Source organism: Micromonospora luteifusca (assembly GCF_016907275.1).
Lineage (GTDB): Bacteria > Actinomycetota > Actinomycetes > Mycobacteriales > Micromonosporaceae > Micromonospora > Micromonospora luteifusca.
Genome location: NZ_JAFBBP010000001.1, coordinates 314885 through 328739 on the forward strand (window position 1 = coordinate 314885; position 13855 = coordinate 328739).

Sequence of the window (13855 nt, forward strand, 5' to 3'; positions counted from 1 at the left end):
TCGCCGCCCGGTCACTTGACCGGACATGGCCGAGGCGGTCGAGCCCCGTCCGGCCCGACGATGGTGACCGGGGCGAAACTCTCCACCAGGTCGACCTGGGCCGCGGCGTCGGCCACGGTGCAGATGATCTGGTCGGCCGCGTGCGCCGACAACGGCAGTGCCGCACCGGTCGTCCGCACGGTGAGGCCGGACCGATCGGCGCCCGCCGTCACCGTGACCGGTCCGAGCCCGACCGGCACCTCGCTGGTGAAACCCTGGCCGCGTTCGTTCTCGTCCGGGCCGGCCGCAAGCAGGGCGAGCACGTCGGCGGGTGACGCGTCCACCTTGGCCGGGCGGAGGACCAGCACGAGTTCGCCCTGCGCGAGCAGGTAGAGCCCGGTGCCCCGCGACGGGCCGCTGACCGCCGAGCGCCCGGTGATGACGGGGCTGGGCCGTACCCCACAACCGGCCACGAGCAGCGTGAGGAGCAACCCACCGGCGAGCAGCGCGCGGCCCGTCCGCCGGCCGTTCACCGGGCACCTTCGTCGTCCGTCAGGTCCCGCGGCAGGCGGAGCGTGAACACCGCGCCGCCACCGGGGCCGTTGCCCGCGACGAGGCTCCCGCGTCGCTCGCCGTGGCGGTGCAGGCGCGCGTTCTCCCACGAGATGGCGAGGCCGAGGCCACTGCCCTCGGAGCGGGTTCGCGCGGTGTCGGCCTTGTAGAAGCGGTCGAAGACGTGCGGCAGCACCTCCGGGTCCAGTCCCGGCCCCTGGTCGCTGACCTCGATGGTGACCCAGTCCGGGTCGGCGCTCAGGCGCACGGACACCGGCTCCGCACCGTGCCGGAAGGCGTTGCCGACCAGGTTGGCGACGATGACGTCCAACCGACGGGGGTCCAGGCGGGCCACGACTCCGGGGGGCAGGTCGGCCCGTACCCGGTCGACCCAGCCCCGGATCCGCAGCGTCGCGGTCACCGCCGCGGCTACGTCCACGTCGTCCAGGGCCAGCCGCGCGGTGCCGGAGTCGAACCTGCTGACCTCGATGAGGTCGTTGACCAGTTGGGTGAGGTTCTGCGTCTCCTGGCTGACCAGGCGGGCGGCTCGGCCCGCGTCCCTGGGCAGGTGGTCCGCCTCCTCGTCCAGCACGTCGGTGACCGCCGTCATCGCCGCCAGTGGCGTACGGAGTTCGTGCGAGACGTCGGCCACGAAACGGCGGGCGTCGGACTCCATCCGCCGCAGCTCACCGACCTGCCGCTCCAGTGTCCTGGCGGTGTCGTTGAAGGTCCGCGCCACATCGGCCAACTCGTCGGCGCCCCGAACCGTCAGCCGGGTGCTCAGGTCGCCCTCGCCGAGCCGGCGTGCCGCCAGGCCCAGGTCGCGGACGGGTCGCAGCACACCGCGGGCCGCCAGCAGGGCCAGCAGGACGGCGAGGATCAGGGACAGCCCGCCGGTCAGCCAGGCGAGGGTGGCGAGCCGGTCGATGCTCTGCTGCTCGGGTACGAGGCTGCGCACCGAGTAGACCTCCAGCCCGGACGGGCGGGACGTGCCGTCGGGTCGGTCGATCTCCAGTTGGGTGCCGATGAGCAGCATGGGTTGTCCGTCGAAGGAGACCCGTTGCCAGGCGATCCGACCGTCGCCGACGTCCTGGCGCAGCTCGGGAGTGAGCAGCTCGGGAGAGTCGGAGCCCTGGGCTCGCAGGTCCCGGTAGATGACCACCGCGAAGCCCTCCCGGTCGGAGAGGCGCTGCGCCAACAGGTCGAGCTCGCCCTGGGTCGGCGGGAGCTGGGCGAGCGGGTAGACCTTCGTGAGTTGATCGGTCAGCGACGCGACCGCGGCGTCCTGCGCCTGTTGCAGGATGACGGTGCGGGCCTGGATGTAGCTGCCGCTGGCCACGGCCGCCGTGGTCGTCACGCCCAGCAGCGCGAAGGTCAGGAGCAGCCGGACGCGCAGGCCCAGAAGTCGGGCGCCGGCCCAGCGCCACCGTGTCACAGCGGCCCGAACCGGTATCCGAAACCGCGCACGGTCTGAATGAAGAGCGGCGCTGACGAGTCGGCCTCGATCTTGGCGCGCAGCCGCTGGACGCACGCGTCCACGAGTCGCGAGTCGCCGAGATAGCCGTGCTCCCACACGGCCTCCAGCAGTTGCTGGCGGCTGAGCACCTGGCCGGGTGTGTGCGAGAGTTCGAGCAGCAGGCGCAGCTCGGTCGGCGCGAGGCTGACCGGCGTCCCGTCCTTGCTGACCACCAGCGCGGCCCGGTCGATGGTCAGCGCGCCGTGCTGTTCCAGGCCGGCCCGCTCGCCGGTGCGCCGCGACTCGCCTCCGGTCCGTCGGAGCACCGCGCGGATGCGCGCCTCAAGCACCCGGGCCTGCACGGGCTTGACCACGTAGTCGTCGGCGCCGGCCTCCAGGCCCGCCACCACGTCCATGTCGTCGTTGCGGGCGGTGAGCATGATGATCGGCAGGTCGCCGAGCTGCCGGATCCGACGGCACACCTCGAACCCGTCCATCCCGGGCAGCATGAGGTCGAGGACCACGACGTCGGACGCGGTGCTGCGGAGCCGCTCCAGCCCCTGCTCACCAGTCTCTACCGCGTGGACCGTGTGGCCCTGTCGGGTGAGCGCCAACTGCAGTCCGTCGCGCACCGTCTGGTGGTCTTCGATCAGCAGGACCTGGGACATGTCGTCAAGTATCCCATCGTGAGATATTTTGCGGTTTGGGTGATGGTTGCGACCGCGAGCCGGGCCGCCCGGCCGGCGGGACCGCGAAGTCGGTCGAACGCACCAGGAACACCACCACGCCCACCAGGAACATCGTCGACAAGCCCGTCGCCGCGATGGCGAAGAGCGCCCCGCGCTGCACCGACGCGGCCAGACCGGGCACGACCACCAGGAGTGCCCAGACCAGCACGACCAGGCCGACCGCCGCCTCGGCCAGCCCGCGCCACAGGCTGCCGCCGTCCGGCCCGCCGACCGCAATCTGGTCGCCCCGCCGGCCCGCCAACGCGGCCGCGGCAAGGCAGAACAGCGCCACCCCCAGCAGTACGCCGCCGAGCGCGTCACTGAACCGGTGCCAGCCCGCGATCATCGTGGCCGAGGCGATCACCGTGACACCCGCCGCGCCCGGCACCGCCAGCCAACGCCGGGCCCACCCGGGCAGAACGAGCATGAACGCCAGCAGCAGCGCCGTCGCCACCGCGACGTGGCCGCTGGGGAAACTGTTGTGGGTGGTCGAACTCTCGATCTGGAGATCCGGGCGGGGCAGCACCGACTTCACCGCGCCGGCCACCACCACCGCGCAGAGGACCATGCCGACGCCGACGACACCCGCCACCAGCCGCCGGCGGAGCACACCCACCACCAGCACCGCGCCGAGCAGGGCGGCGAGGAGCATCGGACTACCGAAGGCGGCCAGCACGGTCTTGGCCGGCCCCACCAGGACGGTCTGCTGCTCGTACCCTCCGCCCCGCTCGGCGCGCGGCAGGAGCGCACCGTCGAGCCACTGACCGGAGTACGTCCGCACGAAGACGGCGGCGGTCAGAGTCAGGGCGAGCAGACAGCACAGAGACGCCGCGAACAGCCGAAGACCCAGAGGCACCGCCGCGCGGGAGTGTGGCAGCGGTCGCGCCGGCTGCGGGCCGGGCGTCGACCGCCCGACAGGGTACGACGATCCGGTGGACATGGTGACCATGCTCGCCCCGACACGTCCGTACGCCGTACACGAATTGTCTTGGTTCTGTCACAACTGCTTCCGGAAAACCGGACGCCAGTCGGATGACCTGCGGCGTGAATGAATTCATGTGCTTACATGCAACCATGTTTTACCCAGCCGAGATCAGCCGCCACTAGGGTCAGGACGCCGATCGATGTTTCGGTCGGCGGTGCGAGAAATCCATCCGGAGTGATTTGGGGAACCGGAAGGGGTCGGGGGATGCAGGGTATTCCAGTCGCCAGTGTGGTCATCGGCATCGCGTCGTCACCGGCCGAACGCCGACATCTGGCCCGTTTGCTCGGCGGGAGCGACGCCTTCCTGATCGTCTCGAACGTCGACCAGGCACGAGAGTTCCTCGGGGTGGTCGAGGCGCCTCCTGCCGCGACTCCCCCGACCAGCACCATGGTCGCCGAGGTGACGCCCAGCCCACAGCCGCCGCCACCCGACCTGACCGTCGACTCCGACCGTCGGGTGCTGCGGTGGCGCGACCAGGAGATCGACCTGACCCGGTTGGAACACGACGTCCTGCTCTGCATGGTGCACGCTCCCGGGCAGATCTGGACCTACGAGCGCCTGCACCTCGAGGTCTGGGGCAACCGGCACCTCGGCCGCGGCTCCGACATCCACTCGGTGATCCGGCGGGTGCGCGGCAAGCTCGCCCGGCTGAACGCCGCGGCGACGATCCACTCGGTACGCGGGGTCGGCTTTCGGCTCGCCCCCGTCTGATTTGCCGCACATGGTCCGGCCCGCCTGGTCTGAGACCAGGCGGGCCGGATTTCTTCGCTACCGCTCAGGCGTCAGCACCGGATAGGCGCCAACCCGAAGTTCTCCACCGTCGGAGTGGCGGTGGCGATTTTCGTCTGACGGGTCTGCGGCTTCCAGCCGTCCTTGGCGACGATCATCGTGAGCGGGTTGTTGCGGCGGTCCATCCAGTAGGCGTACTCGCCCTCGGCGTCCGTGGCGAAGGTCCACGACGACGCCCACGAGTCGACCTGGACGACCGCGCCGGTGAGCGGCGAGGTCGCACCCTGGCAACTGGTGCCGGTGACCGTACCCATGAGCTTGCCCCACGTCTTCGGGGGGTTCGCGGTCATGGTCACCGCGACCGGCGCCACCGAGTACGGCGTGTTCTCCGAGATCCCGACCGAGCCGGAGTAGGTGCCCGGCTGGTCCACGTTCGCCGTCATTCCGACGGTGACCGTGACCTTCGCACCCGGTGCGAGGGTGACCGCCGACTTGTCGATGGTCATCCAGCTGACGTCGGCCGCAGACTCGGCGCAACCCTCGAAGCCCGGGAGCGCCTCGCTCTCCGGAGCCGCGTTGAAGCTGCCGGACGAACCGCCGACCTTGTAGAAGCCGCACGCCGCCCCGCCGCGGTAACGCGCCGTGTTGGCGTTTGGCAGGTTGGACCACGAACCGGCGGCCGGGTCGAAGGCGAAGCCGGCGTTGCTGATGGCCCCACCCTGCGAACCACCGACGACGAGGAGCTTGCCGCTGGCAACAGCGTACGAGCTGGCCCAGTTGTCGGTCGGCGCGTCGGCGATGGCGGTCCACGTGTTGGCACCCGGGTCGAAGGCGTAGCTGGACTTCTGCGCTGCGGCGCCGTCGTTGCCGCCGGTGCAGTAGACCATGCCGTCGATCCCGCCGCAGGAGGCGAAGGCCACCGACTTCGGGTAGTTGGCCATCGTCTCCCAGGTGTTGCTGCCCGGGTCGAACCGGACGACGCTGTTCGACATCGGCAGACAGTCCGCGGTGGTGCAGCCACCGATCGCGTACAGCTTGCCGTCGACGACGGCCTGACCGGCCGCGGCGCGCGGTGCCGGGTTGTCGGCCAGCTCCGTCCAGGTGTTGGCTCCCGGGTCGTACGACCAGGTGGCCGAGTCCGGGCCGGCGTCGCCCCAGCCACCGGTGGCGATGATCTTCCCGCCGATGACGCCCACCGTCAGGGCGTTGCGGGCGCCGGGAAGGTCGGCGATCGCCGTCCAGGTCTGCGCGGCCGGGTCGTAGGCGTAGTTCTTGGTGGTGGAGGCGCTACCGTCGCCACCACCGAGCGAGTACACCTTGCCGTCCAGGTTCACCACCCGGTTGTCCATGATGGTGGACGGGTAGTTGGCGATGTTGGTCCACGGCGCCGCCTGCGGGCCGACCGCAGCGGTTGCGGTCTTGGCCTTGCCGGACGCCTTGGCGGCGAACGACGTCGGGACGTTGAGCCGCTGCTCCGGTGCGCCGGTGGCCCCGAGCACCTGCTGCCTGGTGACCGTGGAACCGTCGGCCCGGAGGATCTCGAACCCGTTGTCACGCTCTCCGAACTTGACCTCGACCGGCGCGCCGCCGGTGTTGGTCACCGTGAACGTCTTGCTGGCCTTGCCGCTGGGCATCTGCAGCGTCGCGCTCAGCTGCGTCGGAGTCACCGACAGCCGACCGGCCGCGAGCTGGAAGTTCGCGGCGGTCGCCCAGTCGGCCTCGACGTCGACCTGCTTGGACTGGCTGACGTAGTTGCCGGCGGTCGCGGTGAACGGGTGCGTGCCGGTCAGCGTCGAGTAGATCCAGTAGAAGCCGTCGGCCAGCTCCGCGTCGTCGGGGGTCGCCACGGTGACGGCCTTCTCGGCGGGCCGGTCCTTGCTGGTGACGGTCGCGCCGTTGACGTAGCTGTTGTCGTTCTTGTCGCGGACGTTGCCGACGACCAGACCGCCGTCGACCGGAACGCAGGTGATCTGGCTGCCGATCAGGACGCTGTCGACCTCCCACCACCACTCGTACGAGGCGTCGTAGTAGTGGAACCGGACCTGCACCTGCGCCTTACCGGCCGCCTGCGGGATCGGGATCTCGGTCACCTTCGGGCCCCGGACGTCCGTCTCCTGGCGGAGCACGTTGGTCCAGGTGGCACCGCCGTCGATGCTCAGGTCGACGTCGGCGGTGTCGTCAGCCAGTTGGTTGAAGTCCTGGTTGAACCGGATGACCGGCGCCGTGACGCTGGTCAGGTTGACCACCGGGCTGACCAGGGAGGTGTCCTGGCTCTTGCCCGCACCGTAGGCGTCGCTGTCGATCATCGCGAAGTTGCCGTTGGCGCCGGTCAGGTTGCCCCGGTTGCCGTCGTCGGTGAACTTCCAGACCGAACCGCTGCCCGCGTTGTCCACGACCGTCCAGCCGGCCGGCGTGGTCGTGCCGTCGAACGTCTCGTACTCACCGTCGGAGCCGAACGTGTATCCGGGCGCGGTGGTGCAGGTGTTGGTGTTCACCGGCACGGCGACGTTGGCGGTGGCGTTGCCCGAGCCGACCACGACCTCCTTGGTGACGGTCTGGTAACCCGGGTACTGCGACTCGTACTTCAGGGTGTAGGTCTGCCCGGCGGGCAGCTTGATGCTGTAGCGGCCGTTCGTCGGCGTGGTGTAGTCGTAGACGCCGGACACGCCCGTCACGGTCACCTTCGCGTACAACGGCCAGCCGTGGCCGGAGCCATCGGTGACCGCTCCGGTGACGTTGACACTTGGCACCGGTACCAGCGCGACGTTGAGTGTCGTGGTCGCACCCTTGGCAACCGTCGCCGGCTTCGTGGTGGTGCCGTAGCCGAACGCCGCCACGGCGACCTGGTAGTCGCCGGTGGGGAGCTGGGTCGAGAACTTGCCGTCGGCACCGGTGGTCAGCTCACGCGCGGCCGGGCCGGTGAGCGTCAGGGTCGCGCCGGCGATCGCGGCGCCGGTGGCCGCGTCGGTGACCGTGCCGGCCAGGGTGCCGATGTCGCCGGTCGGGGCGGCGTTGAGCAGCGCGAGGGCGTCCAGGAGACCTTCGCCGTAGACGTTGTTGTCGGCCGCGGTGCCACCGCACTGGTCGTCGGCCTTGTCGACCGCGGCGCCGTTGAGCAGCGCACGGGTCGCGTTGATGTCACCGATCAGCGACGGAGCCGCCGAGTACAGCAACGCGATCGCGCCCGCGAGGTGCGGTGCCGCCATCGAGGTGCCGCTGATGCTGCCGTAGGCGTTGCCCGGGATGCTCGACCGGATGTTCAGGCCCGGTGCCGAGATGTTGGGCTTGATCTCGCCGTTCTGCCCGGGGCCCCGGGCGGAGAAGCTGGCGATGTTGTTGTTGATGTCGTACGCGCCGGTCGAGTAGTTGCTGGCGAGGCTGCCCGGCGAACCACTGGTCTGACATGCCGGCCCGCTGTTGCCGTTGGACCAGGCCCCGAAGATTCCGGACGCGGCCCAGGCCAGCGTCACGTCCTCCATGAACGGCTCGTTGGACGGGTTCTGGGTGCCCCACGAGTTGTTGATGATGTTTGGTCGCTTGCTCGCGTCCGCGTTCTGGCCGTTGAGGTCCAGCGGCTCGAGCATCCACTGACCGGACTCGACCAGAGCGGCATCGCTGGGGCAGCAACCGTTCGCCGCGATCCACTTGACCCCGGGGGCGACACCGATCTGGTTCGCGCCGTCGGAGCCGGCCATGGTGCCCATCGTGTGCGTACCGTGGCCATCGTTGTCACAGGGCGCGGCCGCGCAGGTGCCGGCGGCGTTGAACCAGTTGTAGTTGTGGTCGAACGTCCCGTCGCCCTTGTTGCCCCGGTAGGAGTTCACCAGCGCCGGGTGGTCGAACTGGACCCCGGTGTCGATGTTCGCGATGGTGATGCCCTCGCCCTTGACGCCGTACTGGGACCAGACGTCGTCGGCGTTGATGTTGGCGATGCCCCACTCGAGGGAGTTCACGGTCTTCTCGTCGGTGCCCTTGGTGGTCTCGGGCACCTTGTAGGCAACCGGCGCGTAGAGGCCCTCGACCTCGGCGTGCCCGGCGAACTTCTGCGCCATCGACAGCGAGCCACTGCTCACCTTGATCGCGTTGGTGGCCCAGAAGGTCTGGTACTTCGCACCCGAGCCGTCGAGCTCGGCCTTGATCTTGCCCTGACTCGCCGCGGCGGTCTTGCGCAGCTCGTCCGCGACCGCCGTACCGCGCTTCGACCAGTCCTTGATGGAGCTGGCCTTGCTCAGGTCGGCCCGGTCCTTGAACCGGATCCAGAAGTCCCCTTCACTCTTGGCCTGGAGCTGCTTGGCAAGCTCCGGTCGGATCTTGTCCCCCGTCGGGGCGCCCGCCCCCATCTCGCCGCTGGGCGCGGCCTGCGCGCCTGTGCTGATGGTGGCCAAGCATGTCGCGGCGAGGATCGTCGCCGCCCCGGCGCTCACCAGTGATCTGGCTGTGCGCCGCCATTGTGGACGTCTGAACATTGGTGCTGCCTCCCTCAGAACGACCCAGGGGTGTAGATGGGCCATGGTGAGGGTGCGGGAGATTCGTCTCGGCGTACCGAGCGATCGAACCCTCCATGCCTCCCCATGCACCGCGCGGGTCACGCCGGTTGCCCGAGTGGACACTATGATCGAGAAGAACGGACGATCAAGAACTTGCCGTGAGCAACTTGTCGCTAAGAGTTGCCATGCTGGCGGCGCGCTTGCCAATCATTGTCAGGACCATGACGAGAGCTGGGCAGGGATGCCCATCGATCCCGGGCGGTGCGGTGGCCGAGGACGACGAGGCGACGGTGGACAGGGGTGTTCCGGCGGACGAGCCGTTCCCGCTGCTGATCGCGGTGACCCCGTCGCCGGCCGAGCGCATCCGGCTCGCGGAGCGCCTCGACGGCATCGCACCACTGCTGCTGGTGGCCGATCTCGACGAGCTGCGCCGACTGATCGCGGCGCCGCAGCAGGTGGCCGCCGCCCCGTCCGAGCCCGCGCCCGTCGCCGCCCTGGTGATCGACTCAGCCCGGTCCAGCGCCCGCTGCGGGGGCCGCGAGATCGACCTCACCCGACTGGAACACGACCTGCTGACCTGCCTGATCTCCGAGCCGGTCCGGGTCTGGAGCTACGCGGAGCTGCACCGGTCGGTCTGGGGTGACGAGGGGCGCGAACGCAAGGCGGACGTGCAGTCGCTGGTGAAGCGGCTGCGCCGCAAGCTGCACGCCCTCGGCACCGGGGCCGCCATCGACGTCGTTCGAGGTGTCGGGCTCCGGCTGACAGATCACCAGCAGGCCCGGGTCGAACGAGCCTGACAGCTTCGTCGCATGAACTGATCCCACGGTGGGTAGGACCTCAAGATCAGCAACGAAACAAGCGACGAAGAACGCTGGTAAGGAGAGTCAGGATGGCATTCCCCCACCCCTCGACCGTGTCCATCGGCCTCAAGGCGGCCGCGCACGTCGGGATCGCGGTGAGTGACCTCGACCGCTCGGTCGCGTTCTATCAGGCCCTGCTCGGCGCGGAACCGGTCGTACGGGACGAGAGCATGCACGGCGCCGGCTTCGCGCAGTCACAGGGTCTGCCAACGACGAAGCTGCGCTACGCCACCTTCAACCTCGACAACCTCGGGATCGACCTGATCCAGTTCCAGGAGCCGGTCGGTGACGTCGCACAGGTGGCCGCCAACCGGCCCGGCTCGATGCACCTGTGCTTCCAGGTGGACGACGTGCGCTCGGTCTTCGACCGGATGCGCGAGGGCGGCTTCGAGTTCCTCGGGCAGCCGTACACCTTCGCGGCCGGCGAGGTGAACCCGCCGGATGCCGTCGGCACCGAGGTCGCGTACTTCAACGACCCGGACGGAACGAACCTCGAACTCATCGCGCCCAAGGGCGGGTTCTCCCGCGGCTAGTAGTCCATTCGACGGCGTGGGGTGTGCCGGCTTTCGGCACACCCCACGCCGTTCTGATGAGACGGTTCAGCGGCCGGTGCCACCGCCCTCCGACTGGGGCCGTCCCGGCTCGGACGGCATCCGGGTGATCGGCGGCAGGATGAGGGCGACGAGGGCGACGATCGCGATGACCGTGAACGGCACCGTGTAGCTCTTGCCGCTCGCCTCGTAGAGCAGGGACGTGACCAGCGGACCGACCACTCCGCCGATGCTCCAGGCCACGATCATCGCCCCGTAGATGGCACCGCCGTTCGGGGTGCCGAAGTAGTCGGCCGCGGTGGCGGGCATCGTGCCGAAGCCGCCGCCGTACGCGAGGTAGATCAGTGCGGCGAGGACCGCGAAGAGCGCGAACGACGCGGCGTGCGGCAGGATGAAGAAGCAGATCGCTTGGAGCAGCAGCATCCCGATGAACGCCTGCATCCGCCCGATGCGGTCGGACAACCACGCCCAGGCCACCCGTCCGGCGCCGTTGAACAGGCCGAGGACGCCGACCAGGGTCGCCGCCGTCGCCGCGCTCGCCCCGGCGATGACCTGGGTGGCGTCCGACGCCTGGGAGATGAACGCGATGCCGCAGGCGACGTTGAGCGTGAGGATGCCGGTGAGCATGTACCACTGCCGGGTGCGCAGGGCCTCGCGCAGCGTGTAGACCCGGGTGCCCGCGAGGGCCCGACCGACGGTCTTCGGGGTGAACCCGGGCACCTGGTATCCGGCCGGCGGGTTACGGAAGAACGAGGCCCCGAGGAGGATCGCGATCAGATACCCGACGCCCAGCGGGAAGAACACATGCGTCGGGTCGTCGGTGCCGTTGAGCAGCCGCTTCGCCACCGGCGCGACGATCACCGCGCCGAAGCCGAAGCCGGCGACCGCGATCCCGGTGATCAGGCCACGCTGGTCCGGGAACCACTTGGCGAGCATCGCGATCGGCGTGATGTACGCGGCCCCCAGGCCAATTCCCCCCAGCACGCCGTACGTGAGTACCAGCAACCAGAGGTCGTCCTTCGACGACGTGAGCGAGGCCAGCATGTTGCCGACCGCGTAGAGCACGCCGCCGCCCAGCGCGACCGGTCGTGGTCCGCGCCGGTCCTGGATCCGGCCGCCGATCAGGCTGCCGATGAAGATCGTGCCGATCGCCACCTCGAACGGCAGCACGGCCTCCCACTTGGCCCAGCCGAACTCATCCTGCAACGGCTTGTTGAACACACTCCACGCGTACACCGCGCCGAGCGCGAGTTGCACGAGCACTGCGGCGACGACGAGACTCCACCGGCCCCGCGTCGGTGTGGGTCTTCCTGAATCAGTTGCGGTGTGTGCCATGAGCTGAGTCCCCCGTCTGCTGGCTCACTGGCTGGCGCCTCCTGGTCGGGCTACGTCCCCTTCTCGGCCGGCGACCGGCCCTCCCTGCGGTCGCGCCGCTCCCGTTGCGGCACGACCGTGTACTTCGGGTCGCGCGCCGACACCCGGCCTGCCTCGAAGACACCGAAGCGGGTGGCGATCGACGATGCGACGAGAGCGGCGCCGGAGACCGCGGACAGGATCCGGTTCCGTCGGCTGAGCAACGCGCCAACGGTGCCCACGCCGAGCAGCACGCGGCCCGCCCGGATCAGTCGGCCGCTGCGCCCGTGCCCGTAGGGCTCACCGGTCAGGCCCATCCGCTCCAGCTGGCGACCGCCGACCAGTTCGGTGGTCGCGGCAGCGAGGACGAGTCGCCGCAGCGGGGCGGTCTCCGCGGCGGGCGCCGCGATCAGTCCGATCCCGGACGCGGCGGCGAGCGCGCTGCCGGCGAAGACGAACGGCAGCGAGGGGTACCCGTCGTGCCACGCCGGCACGGCGGTGTCGGCGAGCAGCACCCCGGTGTAGGTGGCCAGCGCCGGGGCGGTGGCCGCGGCGGCCAGCGCGGCGACGTCACCGACCGGCGGCGCCAGCCGGCGGGCGAGACCCAGCACCCCGTGCTGCGGAAGTCGCGGCGCGATCTCGGCGACCGCCGCGACACCGGCGAGAGGCCCGAAGACGGTGAGGATCCAGGTGCCGACCGACATCGGCGAGGTCAGCTTGGCGACCCGGAGCATGTGGTGGAAACGGTCCGGCCGCCCGAGGTCGTGCACCAGCAGGAACGCGCTCGCGGCGACACCACCCAGGGCGGTCCACCGCCCCACCTGTCGCAGGCCGGGCCGCCCGGTCAGCTGGGCGCCCGCGCCGATCAGCGAGCCTCCGGCGGCCAGGCCGCCGGTGAACAGGTAACCGGCGATGTCGTACTTCCACACCGGCGGTTTGAGGACCGGCCGGCCGTAGTAGGAGGCGAAGTCGGCCGCCGGCACGGCGAGTTGCTCGCCATCGTGACCGCGACCCCGGTGGCGCTTGCGCTGCCCGTCGGGCTGGTCGAGGCGGGCCTGGAAGTCGCGGAACCGGGCGCCGACCGGCTCGTTCGGTGGCATGTCGGTCATGGCCGCCTGCCGAGGAACGCGAACACCGTGGCCGCTGTCATGGTGAGGGCGGCGAGGCCGGCACGTTTCCACATGGCCGGCAGGTCCCGGGTCGTCACGACCGGATCGGGGGGCAACCCGTACACCTCGGGCTCGTCCAGCAGCAGGAAGAACGCACCGTCACCGCCGACGCCGTCGTGCGGGTCATGCCCGTACAACCGTGCCTCGGGGACGCCCCGCTCGTGCAGGGTCGCCACCCGGGCGTCAGCCCGCTCCCGCAACTCGTCGAGGCGGCCGTACTGAATCGACTCGGTCGGGCACGCCTGCGCACACGCCGGCGTCTGCCCCGCACCCAACCGGTCGTAGCAGAGCGTGCACTTCCACGCCCGACCATCATCCTTGCGCTGGTCGATGACCCCATAGGGGCACGCCGAAATGCAGTAACCGCAGCCGTTGCAGATGTCCTCCTGCACCACCACCGTGCCGAACTCCGTCCGGAACAACGACCCGGTCGGGCACACGTCCAGGCAGGCCGCATGTGTGCAGTGCTTGCAGACGTCCGACATCATCAACCAGCGGAAATCCGTGCGAGCCTCCGCGCCGCTCCCCCGCCCCGGCGGTTGCGCGCCCGGCATCCCCAGAAACTCCGGCCCACCCGACATCCGGGCCGCCGCGGCCGGCGAGCCGGTCGGAAGACCCGGGTCCGTCCCGGTGTCGGCGCTGGTCAGGGCGCCCAGCGCCGCGGTTTCCGGGCTGATCGCCGGCCCGGAAGGGTCCTGCTCGAACGCCGGGGTCACCCGACCGAGCGCCCGAGGCTGCTCCACGAACGCGACGTGCCGCCACGAGTTCGCGGTCAGCGCCCCGGTGTTGTCGTACGACATGCCCAGCAGGTCGAGCCCGCTCTGCGGGACGCCGTTCCACTCCTTGCAGGCGACCTCACATGCCTTACAGCCGATGCAGACGCTGGTGTCGGTGAAGAAGCCCATCCGTGGCGGGGCGTCCTCGTAGCCGGCGTCGGGCGCCGGGTCGAGCGGCCCGTAGAGGGCGTTGGCATGGGGCATGGTCAGGCCTCCCGGTCGCTGCTGCT

Annotated in this window: 11 protein-coding genes; 3 read left to right on the plus strand and 8 right to left on the minus strand. The window is 70.2% G+C overall.

The features are described 5' to 3' along the window. Nucleotides 1–11 precede the first annotated feature (11 nt). From JOD64_RS01460 to JOD64_RS01475, 4 genes are read right to left on the minus strand one after another with little or no spacing between them, the layout of a single operon-like run. Nucleotides 12–512, minus strand: a complete 501-nt coding sequence (locus tag JOD64_RS01460; protein ID WP_307813152.1) for a hypothetical protein — start codon at nucleotides 510–512, stop codon at nucleotides 12–14. Continuing rightward, nucleotides 509–1966 (minus strand): ATP-binding protein, encoded by a 1458-nt coding sequence (locus JOD64_RS01465; protein WP_307813153.1) that lies wholly within the window; start codon nucleotides 1964–1966, stop codon nucleotides 509–511. The genes JOD64_RS01460 and JOD64_RS01465 overlap by 4 nt, the downstream gene beginning before the upstream one ends. Beyond that, a complete protein-coding gene (locus JOD64_RS01470; protein WP_204940508.1) occupies nucleotides 1963–2655 on the minus strand; it encodes a response regulator in 693 nt (230 codons plus the stop codon). The genes JOD64_RS01465 and JOD64_RS01470 overlap by 4 nt, the downstream gene beginning before the upstream one ends. Nucleotides 2656–2659: 4 nt before the next feature. After that, the gene (locus JOD64_RS01475) at nucleotides 2660–3571 is read right to left on the minus strand and encodes a phosphatase PAP2 family protein (RefSeq protein WP_204940509.1); all 912 of its coding nucleotides are present in this window, start codon (nucleotides 3569–3571) and stop codon (nucleotides 2660–2662) included. 333 nt (nucleotides 3572–3904) lie between these two features. Here JOD64_RS01475 and JOD64_RS01480 point away from each other — a divergent pair, with 333 nt between their 5' ends. Next, nucleotides 3905–4411, plus strand: a complete 507-nt coding sequence (locus JOD64_RS01480) for a winged helix-turn-helix domain-containing protein (RefSeq protein ID WP_204940510.1) — start codon at nucleotides 3905–3907, stop codon at nucleotides 4409–4411. 71 nt (nucleotides 4412–4482) lie between these two features. Here JOD64_RS01480 and JOD64_RS01485 read toward each other — a convergent pair whose 3' ends face one another. Then, complete coding sequence (locus JOD64_RS01485) at nucleotides 4483–8814, minus strand: S8 family serine peptidase (protein ID WP_239559336.1); 4332 nt, start codon at nucleotides 8812–8814, stop codon at nucleotides 4483–4485. A 323-nt stretch (nucleotides 8815–9137) separates the two neighbouring features. On the opposite strand from JOD64_RS01485, the gene JOD64_RS01490 reads away from it, so the two are divergent. Together JOD64_RS01490 and JOD64_RS01495 are read left to right on the plus strand one after the other, a co-directional pair. Continuing rightward, complete coding sequence (locus JOD64_RS01490; RefSeq protein ID WP_204940512.1) at nucleotides 9138–9713, plus strand: winged helix-turn-helix domain-containing protein; 576 nt, start codon at nucleotides 9138–9140, stop codon at nucleotides 9711–9713. Between the two features lie 92 nt (nucleotides 9714–9805). After that, entirely contained in the window at nucleotides 9806–10309 is a 504-nt protein-coding gene (locus tag JOD64_RS01495; protein WP_204940513.1) for a VOC family protein, read from the plus strand. A 66-nt stretch (nucleotides 10310–10375) separates the two neighbouring features. Here JOD64_RS01495 and JOD64_RS01500 read toward each other — a convergent pair whose 3' ends face one another. Genes JOD64_RS01500 through JOD64_RS01510 form a run of 3 tightly spaced genes read right to left on the minus strand, consistent with a single transcriptional unit; the run spans nucleotide 10376 to nucleotide 13829 of the window. Continuing rightward, nucleotides 10376–11662 (minus strand): L-lactate MFS transporter, encoded by a 1287-nt coding sequence (locus tag JOD64_RS01500; protein ID WP_204940514.1) that lies wholly within the window; start codon nucleotides 11660–11662, stop codon nucleotides 10376–10378. Nucleotides 11663–11712: 50 nt separating this feature from the next. Continuing rightward, nucleotides 11713–12789: an NrfD/PsrC family molybdoenzyme membrane anchor subunit gene (nrfD, locus tag JOD64_RS01505; RefSeq protein WP_204940515.1), complete on the minus strand. Its 1077-nt coding sequence runs from the start codon at nucleotides 12787–12789 to the stop codon at nucleotides 11713–11715. Further along, complete coding sequence (locus tag JOD64_RS01510; RefSeq protein WP_204940516.1) at nucleotides 12786–13829, minus strand: 4Fe-4S dicluster domain-containing protein; 1044 nt, start codon at nucleotides 13827–13829, stop codon at nucleotides 12786–12788. Before JOD64_RS01510 ends, nrfD begins: the two co-directional genes overlap by 4 nt. Nucleotides 13830–13855 lie beyond the last annotated feature (26 nt).

Coding starts and splice junctions, on each gene's coding strand:
- JOD64_RS01470 (WP_204940508.1), bottom strand. CDS start 2,655: ATGTCCCAGGTCCTGCTGATCGAAGACCACCAGACGGTGCGCGACGGA.
- JOD64_RS01480 (WP_204940510.1), top strand. CDS start 3,905: ATGCAGGGTATTCCAGTCGCCAGTGTGGTCATCGGCATCGCGTCGTCA.
- JOD64_RS01490 (WP_204940512.1), top strand. CDS start 9,138: ATGACGAGAGCTGGGCAGGGATGCCCATCGATCCCGGGCGGTGCGGTG.
- JOD64_RS01495 (WP_204940513.1), top strand. CDS start 9,806: ATGGCATTCCCCCACCCCTCGACCGTGTCCATCGGCCTCAAGGCGGCC.
- JOD64_RS01500 (WP_204940514.1), bottom strand. CDS start 11,662: ATGGCACACACCGCAACTGATTCAGGAAGACCCACACCGACGCGGGGC.
- nrfD (WP_204940515.1), bottom strand. CDS start 12,789: ATGACCGACATGCCACCGAACGAGCCGGTCGGCGCCCGGTTCCGCGAC.
- JOD64_RS01510 (WP_204940516.1), bottom strand. CDS start 13,829: ATGCCCCATGCCAACGCCCTCTACGGGCCGCTCGACCCGGCGCCCGAC.